A 20,359-nucleotide genomic window follows, 5' to 3' on the forward strand; every position below is an offset into this window, starting at 1 on the left:
CCAGGCCTGGTAAATTGATATTAACATCTTGAAATTAATATATTATTTGTAATTGAAGTTATTGATAACTAATTATTACTGCATTGATTGAATGCGTAATTGAAGAGATGTTCTGCCTGCAAAATTATTTAAGCTTGGTTGATAACTGCACTGCACTTTATCGCCGACAATAAATGGAGTAGGTTCTTCTGAAGACTGTTTAGCATTAAAATAAATAGCCTGAAACATAGCTCCTGTTTTCGTTTTTAACTTACAAGATAAATGGGTTTTGGTTTGCCCAACCTCACGCACTTGTACAATCGTAAATTCTCCAAAAAACATAGGCTTAGGCCATTCTCTTCCAAATGGTTCAAGTGCATTTATTTCTTCAATAAGTGTTGGAGTAAGTTGCCAATCTTCTAGTTCACCATCGGTTTCAATAATGGGTACAGGTGCATTATCACCCAATTGAATTTTTACCGCTTGTTCAAATAACTCACTAAATTCTGGGTAGCTATCTATTTCAATCATGCAGCCAGCGGCACCTTTATGCCCACCCATTGAGAGAAATAATCCCTCTTTTTGATCAGCCATCCATTGAAATGCTTTACGTAAATCAATATCGGGAACAACGCCACGTGCACTGCCTGCTAAAGTTCCATCTTCAAGATCTGTCATTGCCACGGTTGGTACACCATAAAGTTCACCGATACGAGAGGCAATAATGCCTTGTATTCCGGCATTTCCAGACAATTTAAGTGTCATAGAGTAGGTATCATCACGGTACTTATTTTTGGCTTGTTGCTGAGCTTGTTGCAGCATAACTTCTTGCTGGGCTCGTCGGTTTTGATTGTCTGTATCCAATTGCTGTAAAAAATGGCTAGCTAGTTCAACATTTGGAGCCGTTAAAAAGTTAAATGCCGTTGTAACATCGCTCACTCGGCTAGCGGCATTAATTCTGGTAGCAACCTGAAAACCTAAAAATTCTGCATCAAATGGTAAGCCTTGATTGTCATTTAATTCTTTTAGAGCCTGCCAGGCAGGTGATTGGAAAAGGTTAATAAGCTGCAGTCCCGCATGCACAATAGCACGATTATTAGGGCTTTTAAGGCTTACGCTATCGGCTACAGTACCTAATGCAATATTTAAAGCCAGGTACTTTAAAGACGGGCTGTTTTTATCAATTAGATTTTTTTGAATAAGTGCCTGTCTGACCTGAGTCATCACTAAAAAAATTACAAAACAGCCAGCAACCGTTTTATCGTAATTACAGCCTTCTTGTTGAGGATTTACCGTGCAGATGGCACTTTTAGGCACACCGTCTTGTGGAATTTGATGATGATCTGTTACACAAACTTCAATACCATGTGATTTAAGTGTGGCAATTCTGGCTTCGTCACTTGATCCTTGGTCAGCGGAGATGACCAAGGCAACAGGTTCTTTAATTGCTAAGATTCGTTTAACCACATCTTCAGTTATGCCGTAGCCTGTTTTACGATCACCAATTACATGCTTTATGCGTGATTTTGGTAATCCAAAGTAGTCACAGAGCGCGGTAGTGGCAACCCAAGCAGAAGTTACTCCATCAGTGTCGTAATCTGTTGCTAATACAATTAAGCCATCGGATTGAATCGCTTTAACAATAATCTCAGCTGCAAGATCAATATTTTTTAGAGCAGAAGGGTGTTGTATGTGTTTTAATTTTGGAAAAATAATTTCATCTAACTGTTCAGTTTGGTCAGTTCTATTTGCGACCAATTTGGCTTGAAAGTCAGATAACCCTAAAGATTTAGCAACAGAGAAGACTGGATCAGAAGGGGTTCGTTGGACAATTTTTGGGTGTTTAATCATAAAAGGATTTTAACAGAATGCACAATTGTATTGGTGTCTATCTACACGGTTTTTTAAGTAGCGGAAAGAGTGAAAAAGGGCAATGGTTAGTGAATCAAGTACGTTTAGAGCAACAACAAAGCTCAGAAGTTGTTTTTTCAAAATTCATTACCGTGACTTACCCAATAAAATCGGTAGCAGAAAGCATTAATGCCATTGAGAAAATCATTATTCAGCATAAAGATAAGCTAGCCAAAATCATACTCCTGGGTTCATCTATGGGAGGTTATTACGCCCAATATTTTGCTGATAAATATCAGCTGCCTTATGTCATGATTAACCCTGCTCTTAATCCTGTACCGTTGTTTATACAAAACCAAGGTGAGCATATTAATCCTTCAACAGGTGAGCATGTTTGTATTGATAACGCTTATATTCAGGATATACAAAAATATGATATTGAATCATTAAATCCAAATTTACCAGGCCTGTTATTAATTGATATTGATGACGAAGTAATTGATGTAGATTTTGCAATTCAACGCTATAAAAAAATAGAACAAAATCAAGGAAGTTTATCTAAGATTGTCGTATATTCTGGCGGAGATCATCGCTTTATTCATATGGATGATGCTTGGTTAAAGATAAAAGAATTTGTGAAGAGTTTACCTTAATGCGGTAGTTATATTGTGGTTGTTATGTTGTGATGGTTAAATGATTCAGATTTAATCCTCTAACTCCAGCTATCAAAAACTTTACCTAGTGATTGATCAACGTTATTTTGCACTTCAAGTACTTTCATTAAGGCCAGCATTTGATTTTTAGTTCCCGTTAATCCAATTAAATTCGTTTCAAGAGAATTATTGTTTAAATGACTGTTGTTTAAGGCACTGTAATTGGGTTCTGGGTAACTGGTTGTGCTTTTAATTGTTTGATTTTGTTCAACAAGTGAATGGTTTATTGATTGGCTAATAGTATTAATTTTGTTTGCCCCTTGTGTCAGGGCATTGCTAGCAATTAGCGATGTATTTAATGGGGAAATTTGCATTTCTAACATTCCTAAAAATTATTAACCTGATACGACAATATTAAACTGACTTATTATCTTTATTTACTTCATAAGGATCATTGGTTTTTATGGTGTATTTTATAAAAATATTCCCCAATCTTTCACTGCCTTCGCGATCAATGACAATGCTCATATCCTCATCTTGCCAGGTATAACTTAAATATGAGAGCCCACCGCCAGAGTTTTTGCGTTTGATATAAGTTGGCTTACCTAATTCTGTTATCAAACTCATTGCGATATCCTGAGTTTGAATGGCACTTGTCTTGTTATTCACTTCTAAAGAATAAGGGCGATAGAGTCTTTTTACTGAAGTGACTTTCCCTGCATGGTTATATCTAAAAGTAATATAGTAACTGTCTCGTAAAATCGTCCAAGGATAGAATTTATCAATGTTACGCTGTCTTACAGTCGTTTGGGCCTGTAAAAATCCACCTATATCCCATAGTTGCTCCCTTACTTTATTAAGATCAGCATCAATGAGTTTTAATCCTAAAAACTTTGTATCTTTAAGAGGTTTAGTCTTTTCTATATTTAAACCATTAGGTTCGGTTTCGGCATAGCTTTTTACGGAGAAGAGTAGAGAAGCACTCAAAACAAAACATAAACTTAAAAACAAGATAATTTGATTTAACAAAAATTGTTTTTTTAAAATTAGGGTGTAATGGTTTTTCATTATCTGCAAATCCAAATAAATCGCTAGTAAAAACAACTTAATTAATGAAGAAAGCTGAGTTTAAACGAATAATAATTTATAACTAAGTTATCGGCAGATTAAGGAATTTCTGAATAGTTTGAAGAGGAAAAACTTTTCTTAAGTCTTCATTTTTGAGAATTAGGGCATTTTCACTGGCATGAATTGGCTGATAGTTTTCTCTTTGCTTTTGCATAACGGCAATGTCAGCATCAGAAGGGTTATCGTTTAATTGTTGACGAGATTGAATTGCATTTATAGAGGTTTGTAGTTCGGTTGTGATTGAGAATAAATAGCTCTGTGCATTATTGTCTAGAGCTAAATCATAAAATCTTTGGCGGTGTTCTTGTTTTAAGAACGTAGCATCTAAAATAACATTAAAACCATTTTTTAAACAGATTGCTGTATTTTCAGCCATCGCTTGATAGGTTTTTTTATTCATTTCTGTTGAATATAAACTTTGTTTTTGCAATTCATTAGGGCGATCATGAGCGGCTAAACCAAATAACGTTTTACGTATGCGGTCTGAATTAATCACAATCGCATTAAAGTCATTTAACTCTTGCTGAAGTTGATAAGCAAAATGGCTCTTGCCAGAACCTGATACTCCATTAATTAAAATGCATTTTGGCTGATTAGGTGTTTGTGAGTAATTTAATGCTTGCTGAATATAGTTTTTTGCAGTGAGTTCTACCTGGTTTTGTTGAATACTTTTACTGGGTAGCTGCTGTGCTCTTAAGGTTGTGATTTTAGCTCTAACCAGAGTGCGGTAAACTCGGTAAAAGTTTAATAAATTCAACCCATTGTAGTCTAAAGTTTTACTTAAATATAAAGATAAAATAGTGTAGCTTGCTGTCTTTTGTTGTTTAAATTCTAAGTCAATTAGCAGGAATGCTAAATCACTTATTGTATCAATCCAACGAAATGCCTCATTAAATTCAATGCCATCAAAAAGTACAGGATGGTCATCTATTAAAGTGATGTTATCCAGATGCAAATCACCATGGCAGGCCTTAACAAATCCATCTGCTTTTCTCTGGCTAAGCTGTTCTTTGACTTGATTGTATTTATGATGAGTCCAATCTAACAAATCTGTTAAATCAGTTTGAGTTTGCGAATCTGTAAAATGCTTTTGTAATGTCGGAAAATTATCCAACATGGGTTGCAATTGAATCTTAGGGTTGCCGTATGGTTCGGTCTGATTGACACTTTTTGCATTGCAATGAAACTCAACAATTTGGTTTGTTAGGTCTTCTATCATTTTGGCATTTAAAACACCTTGTTTAAGTAATCGTCCTAGAACCATATTGGGATCAAACTGACGCATTTTGACTAAGTAATCAATAACATCATTATCTGTTTTTGTAGATATCGTTGTATCTTGTCCAGCATCACATATTTGCAGTTTATGGTTTTTTAAACTGATTTGATTTACGCCAATATATAAATCAGGAGCCGTTCTCTGGTTTAATTCAACTTCTAAAAAGCAATATTGCTTTCTTTTTTGCAGAGTAGAGAAATCCAAAAAACCAAAATCTACAGGTTTTTTGAGTTTATACGCGAATTGTCCCGTTAAAAACACGATTGAGATATGGGTTTCTATCGTCGTGATGACTTCAACTGGGTGAGGATAGGTATCCGGGGTGAGAAGTGCGTCTATTAGTTCAGCAGTATTCAATATAATGAACTCTGTTTCGGTTGGAGAAAAGCAGGGGAATACAATGTAAAAAAGCCAATAAAACAACATAAACTGTATTTGTATTGGCTTTATTTCAAGCGTCTTGTTGATTTTGTAGTTAAATTTTTAAGAATTTAACAAACTAAATCAATCTTAAGAAAACTAGGCAACACCTTGTTTTTCACGAATTTCTTGCTTGCGTTTCATTTCAACCGTTAAATCAGCAGTAGGGCGAGCTTCCATTCTTGCTAGTCCAATCTCTTCACCACTCATTTTGCAATAACCGTATTCGCCAGATTCAATATCACGTAATGATTTATCAATTTTGGAAATTAACTTTCTTTCACGATCACGAGTACGCAGTTCAAGAGCAAACTCTTCTTCTTGAGAGGCACGATCATTTGGATCTGCTGGTGTATCAGAATCTTTTTTTAGATGAGAAACGGTACTATTAGCTTCTTCAATAAGTTGCATTTTCCATGCTAATAGCTTGCCTTTAAAGTGCTGAAGCATTTCAGGGCTCATGTATTCTTCGCCTTTTTTTGGCTTATACATTGGGTAGTTTTCAATAAAGTCGATATTTTCCATTTTTCTCTCCAAAACACCGTATTTTTTATGTTGTTTGAGCTTTGTAGCAAGATACGGTTTCATTTAACCGTGTTTTATATCAGTTTTGTTTCCTTTCAACAAGCAAATTTTGTTAATGAATTGATAGGAAATGATGCTTAAGCATGTATAAAAGTTAGTTAGGTTAATCATAAACAGTTTAAAAACCTTTTCACTTGATATTATCACGTGATTCAAGCAAAATCTTTTTCAGTTATTAAATTATTGAATAAGTTGTACAAGATTTTTAATTAAATTTTTGTTTTTGTATCTTTTTTATAAAAGTGAAATCAAAAGAATAATTAGCAAAGAAACTTAGTACCCTTAGAGATAAATCAATTTGTAAATTATTAAAAGAGAGTTTTCCATGGCTGAATTACAAGCACTTTTATTTGATGTTGACGGTACACTTGCTGATACAGAAAAAGACGGGCATCGTCCTGCATTTAACATGGCTTTTGAAGAAGCTGGCTTGGATTGGAATTGGGATGTTGATCTATATGGAAAGCTTTTAGCGGTAACTGGTGGTAAAGAGCGTATTCGTTTTTACTTAGAAAAATTCAATACGGATTTTGTTAAGCCAGATAATTTTGATGACTTTGTTAAAGGGCTACATGCAGCTAAAACTAAGTTTTATACGCAATTAATGGCGGAAGGTAAGATTCCTTTGCGCCCAGGCGTTGAAGCTCTTATTAATGAAGCTAAAGAGTCGGGTATGCGTATGGCTGTTGTTACAACAACAACACCAGAAAACGTTACTGCTCTTTTAGATAATACTTTGGGCAAAGGTTCTGAAAGTTGGTTTGAAGTAATTGCCGCAGGAGATATCGTGCCAGCTAAAAAGCCTGCTCCAGATATCTATATTTGGGCTTTAGAGCAGATGAGCTTAACGCCAGACCAAGCAATTGCATTTGAAGATTCTCGCAATGGTATTTTGTCATCTGTTGCTGCAGATTTAAAAACTATCGTAACGATTAATGATTACACCAAAGAAGATGATTTTAGTGATGCGGTATTAGTCTTAGACCAAATGGGAGATAATACGAATCCTTTTACCGTTCTAAGTGGTGATGCTCATGGTAAAGACTATTTAGACTTAGAATTGGTTAAAAAAATCCATGCTGCAAATTAATGGTCTAGATAAATAGTCCATATTTAGAGCTGTTTAGCATTATTCAATTAAAATTTTTAATAAAAAAACCGTATTTTATGTAATTTAAAATACGGTTTTTTTATTTTACCAGGCCTGGTAAAACTATTTAAAAAGTGTTTGATTTAATTTAATTTTATTTTTTTAAAGTTAAAGCACGCCCTTCAAATTTAATTTTTTCCCAACCAAACTCAATAAAGTTTCTAATATTTTGATGGTCGTCGTTTTCAGGATGTTGCAAAACATCAATCATATAGTAATCACCAAAAGCATTTAACGTTGCTTGTTTTGATAGGCTGTGTTCAATTGCAAAAGAGAACACTTTGCATGAGCCATTATTGCTATTAGCCTCATTTAATAAGTTACCGTTTGTAAACTGAGTTGGCGTAAAGTCATAATAAGCATCAATTACACTGATTACAGTGCTGAATTCAACAGGGTTTTTATTCAATTTTTCTACTAATGACTTTGGTGTAATATCACTCATTTTATTCTCCTATAAAGTATGAAATAACCGAGTTTTTAGAAAGTAAAAGATACACCAAACATTTATCTTTTGGTGCCTTTTTGATGAAAATATTTTATCTTTTTTATGGTTTGTATTTGAAGATGGTTGACGATAAAGTCGATTTAAGAAATAAGTCTAGTCACTCCAAAAGCGGCTTGTAATTGCTTTGCTGAGCGAAATTGAACAGATTTTATTTGCTGTTGACGTAACGCCATCCAAATCTTGCTTTGCGTGCCTCCGCCAACTGAATAAATGTCTTTAATATGTTCGCAGCCCATTTCAGAGAGTCGTTGATAGCTCTGTTTTTCTATTAACGTTAATCCGTACAGTAGCTTTAATAAAAAATGCTTATGGTTTTTAAGACATTCAGAAGATAACGTTATTTCATCGGAATTACAAATGGGTAGGTCAGGAAGTTTGGGCTTTAATTGAGAGTTTGATATTGGAAAACGTTCACCAACAGAGCTTAGTGGGTAATAGTTTTCTGGTTCACTTTTTAAAAAAGTGTTTATATCCGCTTCAGTGATTTGATTATTTAACCATTTCAATTGATCAAGTGAATAGTAATTTAACAATACCTGCCCACCCGCATTAGAAGCACCACCAACCAACCAAAAATTATTTAGTCTATGGCTATATAGTCCATATTTAGCATTATAAATTGGCTTTTCTGAAAGAGCCTTAATGGCAATGGTTGAGCCTAAAGAAGTAACGGTATCACCAAGTTGATTGGCTCCTGAGGCCAAAAATCCAGCAATACTATCCGTTGTGCCAGCCATAACTCTTAGTTTGGAGTTAAAGCCATATTTAGAGGAAATTTGAGGAGTTATCTCTCCAAGGTAACTACCAGGTTTAACAACCATAGGTAGTTCGCAGGTTGGGGAATATTTAGCAAGTAATTCAGTAACCCAAACTGGCCAGGCCTCATTGATTAAGTCATAACCTAACTTTAGCGCATTATTTTCATCGGTTATATTGAGTGCCCCGCATAAATAAGTATTTATAAAATCAGCTTGATGACAGATGATTGGATTGGTCGCCTGCTGATTGCTTTCTAATAAACTAAGTACCTTAGCTAGCGTGCTTGAAGCACCCAAAGCAACTTGGCTAGAGTCTTGAAGAGCTTCAGACTGATTCATTGTTTTTTGGTATTTTTGGTAGGCTTTTTCAATCTGCAAAGCGGGTTGCTTTGCATGGTTATCATTATACATTAAGGCTTTTGTTAATGGCTTTCCAAGGTTATTACTAAGTAAAACAGTTGAGGAAGTGGCATCAATAATTAAATGGGTTATCTGAAGTAAATCAAACCTCGATTTTAATTCTAGAAGCAGGTTATCTAAAGCATCAAGCCAAAGAAGAGGGTCTTGTAAGACTTGTCTTGTAGAGTCGTTATTTTTAGCAGGCTCAAGTTTTACAGAGCATTCAATTAAAATCTTGTGGTCAGTTTGATGAGCATACAATTCTTTTTTAACTACACAAGCCCTTAAGCCTGAAGTGCCTACATCAATACCTAAAATAATTTTATTTTTTAATCGATTATTGTCTTTAATCACGGCTTAGCCTACGTTTTTAGCGAAGTATTTTATAAGATTCAAGACGTGAAAAAATAAAAATACTTAATGATTGTAAGAGAGGTATTTAATTAAGATTTAATATTCTTACATCTAAGCAATCAGATTTTTATCTGAATTCACTACCCAAAAAGTCATTAAAAAAGGTACAATTATGCATTAATTTTTTATAGTAAATATCTCGTTAAATTTACTTAAAGTGAAAGATTTCTTTAATAGGCGTTAGGCTTTGGTTAAGCTGTTTATATTTAAAGAAATTTCTCAATTATGTAAGAGGTTGTGGAGAAGAGCTTGATTTGTTTTAAGTGTACAAATCTTGCAAAATCCAAATCTTAAAATAGCATTTTTTGGAGTTGACTTAATGAATGAATTACAACAAGTACTATTAATCTTTGCTGTTGTTGTCATTGCAGGATTGTATTTTTTGAGTAGAAGTCGTCAAAATACAATGAAAAAAACTCACAAAAATAAGGCCGAATCGTCTTCGATACATTCAAATAAAACGGCTAATGCCTCGTCTACGTCATCAAATCATAACGAACCTTCTTTAGGTCAGATTCCACAACAAGAACAAGACTCAGATGAGTCGGCGTCTGAAGCACTTAATAACTTAGGCACACCACATATTCCTGTATCAGAATCGACTGAAAAAAGAATCACTGAAGTTAGAGATTTCTCTAGTTCAGAATTATCTGAGCAATCTGCTAACAGTCATGCTCAGCAAATGGTTAATCAATCAGCTAATCAATCGACTAATGAACAGCAATCTGATGATTACAACCAAAATCAAGGTGTGCTTTCATTTGGTGAAGAGTTTGATTTGCCGCCACAAACTAGTCAACCTGTTGAAGCAACCCCAAACAACCTAAATGAGTCTCAGAATATAGAAAATTCGGTAGAATCTGTTTCTGTTAATCAAGAGCAGCAGGCTAATTCAGAGCGAAAACATCATGTTTTAATCGTTGATGATCCAGGTATGACCGGAGAAATTGACGAGACAATGGTTGCTCCTGATTTTGTTAAGCCGTCATTTGGAATACCAGAAGAAAATAAAACAACCAAAGTTTACAAGTCTTCAACCAATAAAGAACCAGAAATATATGTATTATTGGTGATGACAACAGCTCAAGAATTTGCGATGACAGAGGTTAATCAGGCTTTATTGGGTGTGGGTTTAAGCTATTCAGATCAAGGTATTTTTGTAAAAAAAGATAATATGGGTAATGCCTTTATCAAGGTGGCTAATATGTTAGAGCCAGGTACTTTTCCTGTTGAAGATTTACAAAATTACGCGACGCCTGGTGTTGCAATGATTCTAGAACTGCCAACAACTGTAAGAGCTCCAGCGGCAATGCATGATTTAATTATTATGGCTCGTAAAGTGTCTCAGCGTTTACGTGGTCGTCTGTACAATGTTGAACGTCAATTAATTAAAGAGTCAGATCTTCAGTCTATGCGAGATGCCGCCTTAGATTATGAATCTGAACCTATTGCATAAAAGATTTTTTTAACAATAAAAAACGATATTCAGAGGTATTGTTTTTTATTGTTATGAATTTTTCATACCTATCTTCTCGTATCACCAATAACCTAAAAGCTACTCATGTCTCAATTCACTCAAACAGAACTTAATGATTTAAAACAACGTATTAGCGAGTTAAATTATGCTTATTATGTGTTAGATAATCCTTTGGTGAGTGATGCTCAATATGACGAGCTCTATCAGCAATTAATTGCTATTGAAAAGGCTAATCCTGATTGGATCACGGACGATTCTCCCTCTCAAAGAGTCGGTGATGCGCCGCTTTCTCATTTTGAATCGGTTACGCACGCAGTTCCGATGTTTTCATTAGACAACGCTTTTAATCAAGAAGACTTAATTGATTTTCATCGACGCGTTAAAGAGCGTTTAAAGACTGAAGACGAGATTGAGTTTTCTGCCGAACCAAAAATGGATGGATTAGCGATTAATATTCGTTATGAAGATGGCAAGCTCAAACAAGCTACCACGCGTGGCGATGGTGTAGTGGGTGAAGACGTTACCCATAATATCCGTACCTTACAGTCGGTGCCCCTTAAGCTTTTTGGAACAGATTGGCCAAAAGTGCTTGAAGTTAGGGGTGAGGTTTTTATGTCTAAAAAAGTCTTTAACGCACTTAACGCGGACTGCATTAGCCGTGATGAAAAACCTTTTGCTAATCCGCGAAATGCTGCTGCGGGAACCTTACGCCAACTCGATCCAAAAATAGCGGCACAACGAAAGCTAAGTTTGTATTTGTATGGTTGGGGGCAAATTAGTGATGATTGGTCTTTACCTGAAACTTATGATCAAACAATTCAGACATTTAAAAGTTGGGGTTTACCGATTAATCCAGATGCTCAAATTGTTTATGGTGCAGAGGGTATGTCTGAGTACTACAATCAGATGCAGTCGAAACGTGCTGATTTAGCCTATGAGATTGATGGAATTGTCTATAAGGTTAACCAGCTTAACACCCATAAAACACTCGGTTTTACCGCAAAAGCACCTCGTTGGGCAATAGCTAGAAAGTTTCCTGCGGAAGAAGTTTGGACAGATCTATTAGGTATTGATATCCAAGTTGGTAGAACGGGTGCCTTAACACCAGTTGCACGGCTTGAGCCTGTTGCGGTTGGTGGCGTTATTGTCTCTAATGCGACGTTGCATAACCAAGATGAGATTGATCGCAAGGATGTAAGAATCGGTGATAAGGTGATTGTTCGCCGTGCCGGTGATGTTATTCCTGAAGTGGTTGGGCCAGTGCTGTCGCAACGCACAGAGAATGTTGTTAAATTTATTATGCCTAAAACCTGTCCAGTGTGTGATTCTGAGGTAGTTAAAGAGGTTGATAAATCAGTTTATCGCTGCACTGGCGGGTTGTTTTGCCCCGCACAACGTAAAAGAGCCTTACAGCACTTTGTATCACGTAAAGCCATGGATATTGTGGGGCTAGGTGATAAACTCATTGTTCAGCTTGCTGATACAGGCCTGGTAAAGCATCCAGACGACTTTTATAGGTTGGATGTTGACACCCTTGCCAACCTTGAACGTATGGCAACTAAGTCTGCACAAAAAGTGATTGATGCGATTGAAAAATCCAAACAGACTACATTGGCCCGTTTTGTTTTTTCATTAGGCATTCCTGAGGTAGGAGAAGTAACGGCTAAAAATTTAGCAAACCATTTTCTCTCGCTTGAAATGCTTGAAGCGGCAACTAAAGAGCAGTTACTAGAGGTAGATGATGTTGGTGAAATTGTCGCTCAACATATAGTGACGTTTTTTGCACAACCACATAACCAAGAAGTTATGAACGCTTTGATTAGTGCAGGGGTTCACTGGAGAAAACCAGAGCAAAAAACCGTTGATAGTAGTTCTATATTTGCAGATAAAGTGGTTGTTTTAACAGGAACTTTATTACAAATGTCACGAACAGAAGCAAAACAAAAACTTGAACAATTAGGTGCTAAGGTAACTGGCAGCGTATCAGCCAAAACTGACTATGTTATAGCGGGTGAAAAAGCAGGTTCAAAATTAACCAAAGCAGAAGCTCTTGGCATTTCTGTATTAACTGAGGCAGAATGGATTGCCATGATGGGAGAAACAAATGGTTAGACCACGTAACGTAAACCGAGTAAAGCTTAAAAAAGAGGTTCCTGATTGGGAGCAAGAAGAGTTTGAAAGTCGCACAGATATTAAAAAAGCGGCTCAAGCCGTGACCGATTTAGGTGAGCAGTTGTCAGAAATGACAGAAACAGAAATTAAAAAATTACAACTGCCTAAAGATTTAGCCGATGCGATTTTATTATTAAAAAGAATGGATCGTGGTCCTGCGTTAAAACGTCAAAAACTTTATATTGGTAAATACCTTAGACAAGATGAGCAATTGCTTATTGAAATTAAAGAAAAATTGGCTGAAATAGAAGTTAAGAAAAAACAGCAAAATGCCCATTTTCATAAGTTAGAAAAATGGCGCGATCGATTGGTTGAAGAAGGTGATGCTGCTTTAGTTGAGTTTTTGGAGTTTTACCCACAAGCAGATAGACAGTCGCTAAGACAGTGGATTCGTAATGCTCAAAAAGAGCAAAAAGATTCTAAACCACCTAAATCTTCTAGAGAAATATTTAAATATCTAAAAGGACTAGATTGGTAAGGGGTTTATAAAAACTTAAATTGCAAAACATTAAGACCAAAATAGTTTTATTGTTTTATTGTTTTACTTTTAAATTTAAATCTCCATTCAAAAAGAACCAGGCCTGTAATAACGAGGCCTGTTCCAATCCAAATTGTTAAACTCAATACTTCACCATTTAAAAAATGACCAAAAAGTAAGGCAAATACTGGTGTAATGACTGGGATTAAAGCTACTTTCATGGCGTCTACTTGTCTAACTAAATAAAAGTACAGCATAAAGCCTATTACAGAACCTACCGTTGCTGCATATAAAATGGCATAGGCTTCAGTTTGCTGTAATTCAGGCCAATGAAATAAAGTGGTTGGGGCAAGTATGAATTGGCCCATAACACTTACCCATAAAGCACCAACAACCACATGTAAGGCTGGCAAGTCTGTTCCACAACGCTTAACCAATACACTGCCTAATGAGTGAAAAGATACAGAGAGAATGGCTGCACCAATAGCCGCTACTTGAAAACCAACAAGTCCGTTTTCTAAGTTAGGTACAAAGATGCTTATCATGCCGGTCATGGCTAATAATATACCGGTAACTTTTACCCATGTAAGCCTTTGGTTAGGCAGTAAAAAATACGCAAAGATTCCGGTTGTAACGGGTGTTAGAGCAAATAAAATAGCAATCCATCCTGAGGGCAAATATTGGCCGGCCCAGTACATTAAAGTCATGCCACCAAAAATAGGAAAAGATGCGAATAGATAGACTCTTAATGCGGCACGATCAAAACGAAATGAGGATTTTTTAAGCCATAAAAAGAATGGCAAGATTAAAAGGGCGGCTAAAGCTGTTCTGCCTGCAACAGCAAAATACCAGTCGGTATGCCCACCCCATACTATGGCTAAGGGAGTCGTTGTCCAAATTAATACAACCGTAATATATGCTAAAACAACAGCCATGATTGACCTGCTAAATAATTAAACCAAAATGATAAAGAATCGCACAATTGGCGTAGTGTAATGTAAAAAACGGCTTAAAATAAAATTGTTTACAGACTTTTAGAGATATAGATAGATTGATAGAGATAAAGAAAATAAGATTCTTTTAAGAAATGGAGTTAATTATTGGCTTGAAACTGGCCAAGAGTTCGGTTTTTAGAGACTTTATCTGCGTTGAAAAGCTGGCCATTCATGGCAATGTAAATACCATTTTGTGCTAGCTGTGCAGCCATTAATGCACTAGCCATATTAAAGCTAGCATCCGATTGACCCAACATATAAGGTCGCATAGCTCCAGTTAAAACAATTGTTTTATTTTTTAAGCTTTGGTTTTTTTGAAGATATAAGGCGGTTTCTACCATGGTATCTGTGCCATGAGTAATCACAATTTGGTCAGCATTTGCATTTTTACAGGCCTGGTAAATGAGTTCTCTATCTTTATCCGTCATTTCCAAGCTGTCTTTTAACATCAGGGTAGTTAGATCAACCGACAAGGTCATATTGGCCTCATTTAACAGTTGTTTGATATGCGTTTGAGAAAATACCAAATCACCAGTTGTGGTTTGGTAGTCTTTATCGAGTGTGCCACCAGTGATAAAAATTTGTATTGTTTTCATATACTCATTTAACTGAACGATTAAGTTTTAGCCAGAATTAAGACTGGCGAAGAATGCCTGTCACAATGCCTAAAATTTCAATATCTTCGTTTTTAAGAATAATGGGTTCCAGATCTTTATTGGCAGGTTGCAAGCGTACTCCAGATTTTTCAATATAGAGCTTTTTCATAGTGACTTCTTGATTGTTAATACGCACGATAACCGATTCACCATTTTCGGCTGAAGAACGTCTTTCAATAATAACAATGTCACCGTCTTCAATATTCTCTTCAATCATCGAATTCCCTTTAACTCTTAGAGCAAAGGTCTCTTTTTTTACCATATTAGAGGGAACAGAAATGGTGTCATAATCCATCTCCATTTGAATAGGTTCACCTGCCGATGTCCAACCTAAAACAGGGATGGTGACAAAGTCAACATCAACCATTTCTAATGGATCAGCAGTCTGAAGCTGCATTTTTTGGTTACGTCTAGGGATTAAGTACGCTAAGTTAGACATGGTAATCTCTCTTGTTTTGAGTAATGATTATTTAGAGTAACGATAATGTTTGAATTAAATACAGTTTAATCTTGTTCTACTACAGGTAAAACTTGTTTAAATGGTTTTACATGCACTTCTTTATAAACGCCTGCGGCAACATAAGGATCAGCATCAGCCCATTTTTGAGCGGCTTCTAGTGATATAAAGTCTGCAACAATAAGACTACCTGTAAAACCCGATTTACCAGGTTCTGTGCTGTCAATAGCAGGGTTTGGCCCTGCAATAACCAAGCGGTTGTTTTCATTCAACTCTTTAAGACGGGCAACGTGAGCAGGGCGAGCTTTAGCTCTCAATGGTAAGCTGTTTTCAACATCATAAGCAAAAATTGAATATAGCATGGTTTAATCCTTTTTATTTTCTTGTTTATTTTGTGTGTTTGCATGCTGTAAGTTTTCAATCAACTCATCTTCAGTATGACCTTCTTGTAATGCTTGTTTTTCAGCGTCAGAGTCGGACTCTTGAATGTAACGACTGATATATACACCTTGGATTAAGATAAAGACAATGGTCATACCCATTAAGCCAAATAGTTTAAAGTCTACCCAGGTATCGGTATCAAAGTTAAAGGCCACATACAGGTTAGTTATACCTGAAACAATAAAGAACAAAATCCATAACCAGCTTAATCTTATCCAAATGTTGTCAGGCAAAGCAATCGCTTGACCCATCATGCGTTCAACAATCGGTTTTTGACCAATATAATGACTGCCTAAAAAAACAAGAGCAAAGCCCCAGTTTACAATGGTTGGTTTCCATTTGATAAAATCTTCATCTTGTAAAATAAGCGTTAAGCCACCTAATACTAAAATCAGTGCTAGGGTGATGACGTGCATTTTTTCAACACGTTTATTTTTAAAGTAAAAATAGCCAACTTGAACAATAGAGGCAACAATAATTACCGCTGTCGCGGTATAGATGTCATACATCTTATAAGCAATAAAAAAGAGTACAACGGGGAATAGATCAAATAATAATTTCATGTAGTTAAGTTTTTTTATGTTAATTTAAAGGGATTCTATATGGGTTTGCTAAGGATTAAAAGGCTCAAATTATGAAAGTTGATTTTCATTGTCATACAACCGCCTCAGATGGAGGGCTAACTCCTCATGAAATCATTGACTTAGCGATTAAATATGAAGTCACCACTATGGCAATCACTGATCACGATACTACCGCAGGGTATGAGAATGCTTTAGATTATGCCAATCAAAATGGGATTCAATTGATTACAGGAGTAGAAGCTTCTTGCCAGTGGAATGGTCATACTATTCATATTGTTGGTTTAGATTTTGATTTAACCAATGATGATTTGCAAAATGGTCTTGCTCGAATTAGAAGTATGCGTGAAGAGCGTGCAAGAGCCATTTTGAGCAAAATGAATGACAAACCTCACATTAAAATAGAAAACCTAGACAATAAACTTTGGGATTTAGTGGGTGAAGGTGTTGTAGGGCGAGGGCATTTTGCTCAGCTGTTGCAGCAAGAAGGTTTGGTTAAAAATGCTCAACAAGCATTTGAACGCTATCTAAAAAAAGGCAAAGCTGCTTATGTTGCCAGTGAGTGGCCAGAGCTTGAAACTGTTGTGCAATGGATTACTCAAGCAAATGGCATCGCGGTAATCGCTCATCCTGGTATTTATAAATTTACCAGCAATAAACTTAACCGATTAATTACCGATTTCAAAGCAGCGGGTGGTCAAGCCATAGAAGTGGTTAACCAGCCTCGCCATAGTTCAGACATTACAGGCATGGCACAGCGAGCCGTTACACATCAACTTTATGCATCAATGGGGTCAGACTTCCATCGCCTTGAACACACTTGGCGTGGATTAGGTTGGTTGGCGCCAATGCCCTCAAATGTAGAACCTGTTTGGCAACTGTTTAAAGAACCGTTAAAAGACTCTGAGTATAGTGTTACAAAACCGTAAATAGCGTATAATTCTTGATTGTTTTTTATTATATTTCGGGAAAGAAAGACTGTGTCTGTTTATATTAGCGTTCATCCAGATAACCCTCAGCCAAGGTTATTACAACAGGTAGTTGATATCTTAAATAAAGGTGGGGTTATCGCTTACCCTACAGAATCAGGTTATGCACTTGGTTCATTGTTAGATAATAAAGATGGTGCTGATCGGATTCGCCAGATTCGTAGACTTGATCCAAAGCATGAATTGACTTTAATGTGCAGAGATTTAAGCAACTTATCAGAATATGCCAAAGTAGGTAATACGCAGTTTCGATATTTAAAAAACTATCTTCCAGGGCCTTATACTTTTATTCTACCGGCGAGTCGTGAGGTTCCAAAACGTTTACAGGCACCAAAACGTAAAACAATTGGGTTAAGAGTAACGCCAAATATTGTGACCAATGCTTTGTTGGCTTATTTTGACAAACCTTTATTATCAGCCTCTCTCATTCAGCCAGGAGAGTCTCAGCCTATGACTGATGGTTGGTCTATACAAGAAGAGTTTGGGCACTGTTTAGATGCGGTTTTAGATGGTGGATTTAGTGGTTTTGAACCAACGACTATTATCGATTTTACTGAAGAAGAACCTCTATTAGTCCGCCAAGGACAGGGAGAATTTATCTCATGAACGAACTCAATATCATGCAGCAAATTGCAATCTGGGCAATTCCCGTTATTTTTGCGATTACATTGCATGAGGTTGCACACGGTTGGGCAGCATCTAAGTTAGGTGACCAAACCGCTTTAATGCTTGGTCGTTTAACGATTAATCCCCTTAAGCATATTGATCCAATAGGAACTGTGGTGGTGCCAATTGCTCTTTTGGTTATGGGTGGTTTTGTATTTGGTTGGGCTAAAGCCGTACCAGTAGATACACGCAATTTTAAAAATCCTGCTGCTGACATGGCTAAAGTGGCTATTGCTGGACCAGCCGCGAATTTGTTAATGGCCATTTTTTGGGCGATTATTGCAAAAACCGGTACGGTATTACAGGTATCCGCACCCGAAATTGGAAATTATTTAATTTATACCGGTTTTGCCGGTGTTAGCATTAATTTAATTTTATTAGTACTAAACTTATTACCTATTCCACCTCTTGATGGAAGCCGTGTTTTATCGGCTTTTTTACCTAAAAAGTTGGCGTGGCAATTTAACCAAATCGCTCCTTATGGTTTTTTTATCTTAATAGGAATGATGATATTTGGTCTTTTAAGCCCGTTACTTATGGGGCCTTATACAATGTTTAGAGATTTAATTTTTAGCTTTATTGGTTTGTAATTCATTCGCAAATAAGTTAGCAAAACAATCACAAAAGAGAATTTTATGAATCAACCTGAAGGTGAAAAACTTCAAAAAATTTTGGCAAGAGCTGGTTTTGGCTCAAGACGTTCTGTTGAAGTTTTAATAACAGAAGGCCTGGTGAAAATTAATGGCCGTACAGCAACACTTGGCGATAGAGCGACCCCAGAAGATAAAATTAAGGTGCGTGACCAAGCAGTTAAAGAAACTCGCCTGCAAAAACAGCCTACTAAAGTCATTCTTTACAATAAACCAGAAGGTCTATTGTGTACTCGTAGTGATGAAAAAGGTCGTAAAACGATTTTTGAACAACTACCAAGAGTCATAAATGGTAGATGGATTAGTATTGGTCGTTTAGATTTAAATACGAGTGGTTTATTAATCCTAACCAATAACGGTGAGCTAGCTAACCGTATGATGCATCCTTCTTATGAGGTTGAACGTGAATACACTGTTCGTGTTTTTGGTGAAGTCAGTGAAGAAGCTTTGAAACAAGTAGTGAAAGGGGTTCAGCTTGATGATGGCCCAGCTCGTTTTAATAAAGTTACTAAGATGCAAACCTCGATTGAAGGAGATTCAATCAATAAATGGTATAAGGTGACGATTAAAGAAGGGCGTTACCGTGAAGTTAGACGTATCTGGGAAGCGGTTGGTGTTCAGGTAAGTAGACTGCATCGAGTACGTTATGGGCAGTTTACGATCCCTAGAAACCTAAGAAAAGGTAAAACGGAAGAACTGACTTGGAAACAAGTCAATCAATTGCTTAAATCGGTAGATTTAAAAGAAGAAGCTCGTCCAGATTTAAGAAGTAACAAGCAAGCTGGTGATAAAAAGCAAAAACGAATGAACTCATTAGCAAAGCCAGTTGCCAGAAAGCCTTCAGCAAAACGTACTATTCATGATTTAAGTGAAGGGACTAATAAACGCAGACGTTAATTTAGAGTATTTAAAACACGTTTGATATTTAATTAAAGGGTTTACCAGGCCTGGTAAATCCTTTTTTTATTTGGTTTTTTATTTGGTATTAGTTCTTTTTTATTAATCGGATTCAAGTAGTAACACCTAATAGCTACTATTTTCATAAGGGTCAACAATACGAATACTTTTTACGTAGTAAATTTTATCGTCACCACCGCCCATATCATAAATTGATGAACCCGATCTTGAGCTATTCCAATTCCAACCAGCGGCACTGTGTACATTCACTAAGTAACCTTTGATATGCACAATATCGCCAATTCTGACTTCTTTGATTTTGTTGGCAATTAAACCGTTTTCAGGGATTAAATGCATGTTCACCGAGCTGTTTGTTATCTCTTCTTTAGAAATGGGCATGCTGTCAGATTCCCACTCATAACCTCGGTCCTTTTGAGAAATATCAATCTCGTTGAGAACTGACTCATCAGACATCTTGCCCCAACCTAAAATAAAGTCAGAATTAGATAAGCGGGCTTGTTCATCAAAATAATAGCGTTTGATAGAAATGACTCTGGCTTCCACCTCATATTCTGAGAATGGAGTAAAAGTATAATCATCGCGTCTAAAACTACTGATTGTAGGTTGTGTTTGGAAAGGCATACCTGCAGCCATAATGCCAGGACCTAAATCCGGGGCACTGCCAACATAGTAAAAGTGCTTCCAAGCAAAAAACACTAAGATTATAAAGATTATTTTTTTCATAGAGTTGATTCTATCATTAAAGGTAAAAAATT

Annotated in this window: 22 protein-coding genes; 9 read left to right on the plus strand and 13 right to left on the minus strand. The window is 36.3% G+C overall.

What is annotated here, in order from left to right; genetic code table 11:
• Positions 1-75: 75 nt before the first annotated feature.
• The gene (locus ACORJQ_RS07315; protein WP_321323278.1) at positions 76-1,830 is read right to left on the minus strand and encodes a single-stranded-DNA-specific exonuclease RecJ; all 1,755 of its coding nucleotides are present in this window, start codon (positions 1,828-1,830) and stop codon (positions 76-78) included.
• Between the two features lie 17 nt (positions 1,831-1,847).
• Here ACORJQ_RS07315 and ACORJQ_RS07320 point away from each other — a divergent pair, with 17 nt between their 5' ends.
• On the plus strand, positions 1,848-2,483 hold the full coding sequence (locus ACORJQ_RS07320) for a YqiA/YcfP family alpha/beta fold hydrolase (RefSeq protein ID WP_321323280.1): 636 nt from the start codon (positions 1,848-1,850) through the stop codon (positions 2,481-2,483).
• Between the two features lie 59 nt (positions 2,484-2,542).
• Here the strand turns inward: ACORJQ_RS07320 and ACORJQ_RS07325 are convergent, their stop codons facing one another.
• The 4 genes from ACORJQ_RS07325 to dksA form a co-directional block, all read right to left on the minus strand.
• The gene (locus tag ACORJQ_RS07325; RefSeq protein ID WP_321323282.1) at positions 2,543-2,857 is read right to left on the minus strand and encodes a hypothetical protein; all 315 of its coding nucleotides are present in this window, start codon (positions 2,855-2,857) and stop codon (positions 2,543-2,545) included.
• A gap of 40 nt (positions 2,858-2,897) precedes the next feature.
• Positions 2,898-3,551: a hypothetical protein gene (locus tag ACORJQ_RS07330; protein WP_321323283.1), complete on the minus strand. Its 654-nt coding sequence runs from the start codon at positions 3,549-3,551 to the stop codon at positions 2,898-2,900.
• Between the two features lie 82 nt (positions 3,552-3,633).
• The gene (locus ACORJQ_RS07335; protein ID WP_321323285.1) at positions 3,634-5,247 is read right to left on the minus strand and encodes a bifunctional aminoglycoside phosphotransferase/ATP-binding protein; all 1,614 of its coding nucleotides are present in this window, start codon (positions 5,245-5,247) and stop codon (positions 3,634-3,636) included.
• A gap of 162 nt (positions 5,248-5,409) precedes the next feature.
• Positions 5,410-5,835, minus strand: coding sequence for an RNA polymerase-binding protein DksA (dksA, locus tag ACORJQ_RS07340; RefSeq protein ID WP_321323287.1), 426 nt, complete (start codon positions 5,833-5,835; stop codon positions 5,410-5,412).
• A 385-nt stretch (positions 5,836-6,220) separates the two neighbouring features.
• Here dksA and ACORJQ_RS07345 point away from each other — a divergent pair, with 385 nt between their 5' ends.
• Positions 6,221-6,985 carry an HAD family hydrolase gene (locus ACORJQ_RS07345; RefSeq protein WP_321323289.1) on the plus strand — a complete coding sequence of 255 codons (765 nt, stop codon included), beginning with the start codon at positions 6,221-6,223 and terminating at the stop codon, positions 6,983-6,985.
• A 154-nt stretch (positions 6,986-7,139) separates the two neighbouring features.
• Here ACORJQ_RS07345 and ACORJQ_RS07350 read toward each other — a convergent pair whose 3' ends face one another.
• On the minus strand, positions 7,140-7,490 hold the full coding sequence (locus ACORJQ_RS07350; RefSeq protein WP_321323291.1) for a HopJ type III effector protein: 351 nt from the start codon (positions 7,488-7,490) through the stop codon (positions 7,140-7,142).
• 143 nt (positions 7,491-7,633) lie between these two features.
• Positions 7,634-9,064 (minus strand): FGGY-family carbohydrate kinase, encoded by a 1,431-nt coding sequence (locus tag ACORJQ_RS07355; protein WP_321323293.1) that lies wholly within the window; start codon positions 9,062-9,064, stop codon positions 7,634-7,636.
• A gap of 379 nt (positions 9,065-9,443) precedes the next feature.
• Between ACORJQ_RS07355 and ACORJQ_RS07360 the strand changes: the two genes are divergently transcribed.
• The 3 genes from ACORJQ_RS07360 (at position 9,444) to yjgA (ending at position 13,251) form a co-directional block, all read left to right on the plus strand.
• The gene (locus ACORJQ_RS07360) at positions 9,444-10,580 is read left to right on the plus strand and encodes a cell division protein ZipA C-terminal FtsZ-binding domain-containing protein (RefSeq protein ID WP_321323295.1); all 1,137 of its coding nucleotides are present in this window, start codon (positions 9,444-9,446) and stop codon (positions 10,578-10,580) included.
• 105 nt (positions 10,581-10,685) lie between these two features.
• Positions 10,686-12,713 carry an NAD-dependent DNA ligase LigA gene (gene ligA / locus ACORJQ_RS07365; protein ID WP_321323296.1) on the plus strand — a complete coding sequence of 676 codons (2,028 nt, stop codon included), beginning with the start codon at positions 10,686-10,688 and terminating at the stop codon, positions 12,711-12,713.
• Complete coding sequence (gene yjgA / locus ACORJQ_RS07370; protein WP_321323298.1) at positions 12,706-13,251, plus strand: ribosome biogenesis factor YjgA; 546 nt, start codon at positions 12,706-12,708, stop codon at positions 13,249-13,251. Before ligA ends, yjgA begins: the two co-directional genes overlap by 8 nt.
• A 47-nt stretch (positions 13,252-13,298) precedes the next feature.
• On the opposite strand, the gene ACORJQ_RS07375 is transcribed toward yjgA, so the two are convergent.
• The 5 genes from ACORJQ_RS07375 to ACORJQ_RS07395 form a co-directional block, all read right to left on the minus strand.
• Entirely contained in the window at positions 13,299-14,186 is an 888-nt protein-coding gene (locus tag ACORJQ_RS07375; RefSeq protein WP_321323300.1) for a DMT family transporter, read from the minus strand.
• Positions 14,187-14,344: 158 nt separating this feature from the next.
• A complete protein-coding gene (locus ACORJQ_RS07380) occupies positions 14,345-14,842 on the minus strand; it encodes an asparaginase (RefSeq protein WP_321323303.1) in 498 nt (165 codons plus the stop codon).
• A 37-nt stretch (positions 14,843-14,879) separates the two neighbouring features.
• Positions 14,880-15,341: a transcriptional repressor LexA gene (gene lexA / locus ACORJQ_RS07385; protein WP_321323305.1), complete on the minus strand. Its 462-nt coding sequence runs from the start codon at positions 15,339-15,341 to the stop codon at positions 14,880-14,882.
• A 65-nt stretch (positions 15,342-15,406) separates the two neighbouring features.
• Entirely contained in the window at positions 15,407-15,721 is a 315-nt protein-coding gene (locus ACORJQ_RS07390) for a YciI family protein (protein ID WP_321323307.1), read from the minus strand.
• A gap of 3 nt (positions 15,722-15,724) precedes the next feature.
• Positions 15,725-16,363, minus strand: coding sequence for a septation protein A (locus ACORJQ_RS07395; protein WP_321323309.1), 639 nt, complete (start codon positions 16,361-16,363; stop codon positions 15,725-15,727).
• A 71-nt stretch (positions 16,364-16,434) separates the two neighbouring features.
• Between ACORJQ_RS07395 and ACORJQ_RS07400 the strand changes: the two genes are divergently transcribed.
• From ACORJQ_RS07400 to rluB, 4 genes are read left to right on the plus strand one after another with little or no spacing between them, the layout of a single operon-like run.
• Positions 16,435-17,310, plus strand: coding sequence for a PHP domain-containing protein (locus ACORJQ_RS07400; RefSeq protein WP_321323310.1), 876 nt, complete (start codon positions 16,435-16,437; stop codon positions 17,308-17,310).
• 51 nt (positions 17,311-17,361) lie between these two features.
• Complete coding sequence (locus tag ACORJQ_RS07405) at positions 17,362-17,976, plus strand: L-threonylcarbamoyladenylate synthase (protein ID WP_321323312.1); 615 nt, start codon at positions 17,362-17,364, stop codon at positions 17,974-17,976.
• Positions 17,973-18,626: a site-2 protease family protein gene (locus tag ACORJQ_RS07410; RefSeq protein ID WP_321323313.1), complete on the plus strand. Its 654-nt coding sequence runs from the start codon at positions 17,973-17,975 to the stop codon at positions 18,624-18,626. The genes ACORJQ_RS07405 and ACORJQ_RS07410 overlap by 4 nt, the downstream gene beginning before the upstream one ends.
• A gap of 45 nt (positions 18,627-18,671) precedes the next feature.
• On the plus strand, positions 18,672-19,583 hold the full coding sequence (gene rluB, locus ACORJQ_RS07415) for a 23S rRNA pseudouridine(2605) synthase RluB (protein ID WP_321323315.1): 912 nt from the start codon (positions 18,672-18,674) through the stop codon (positions 19,581-19,583).
• 126 nt (positions 19,584-19,709) lie between these two features.
• Here the strand turns inward: rluB and ACORJQ_RS07420 are convergent, their stop codons facing one another.
• The gene (locus ACORJQ_RS07420; RefSeq protein WP_321323318.1) at positions 19,710-20,327 is read right to left on the minus strand and encodes a hypothetical protein; all 618 of its coding nucleotides are present in this window, start codon (positions 20,325-20,327) and stop codon (positions 19,710-19,712) included.
• Positions 20,328-20,359: the final 32 nt, after the last annotated feature.

The sequence above is a fragment of the Thiomicrorhabdus sp. genome, assembly GCF_963662555.1.
In the GTDB taxonomy this organism is placed as follows: domain Bacteria; phylum Pseudomonadota; class Gammaproteobacteria; order Thiomicrospirales; family Thiomicrospiraceae; genus Thiomicrorhabdus.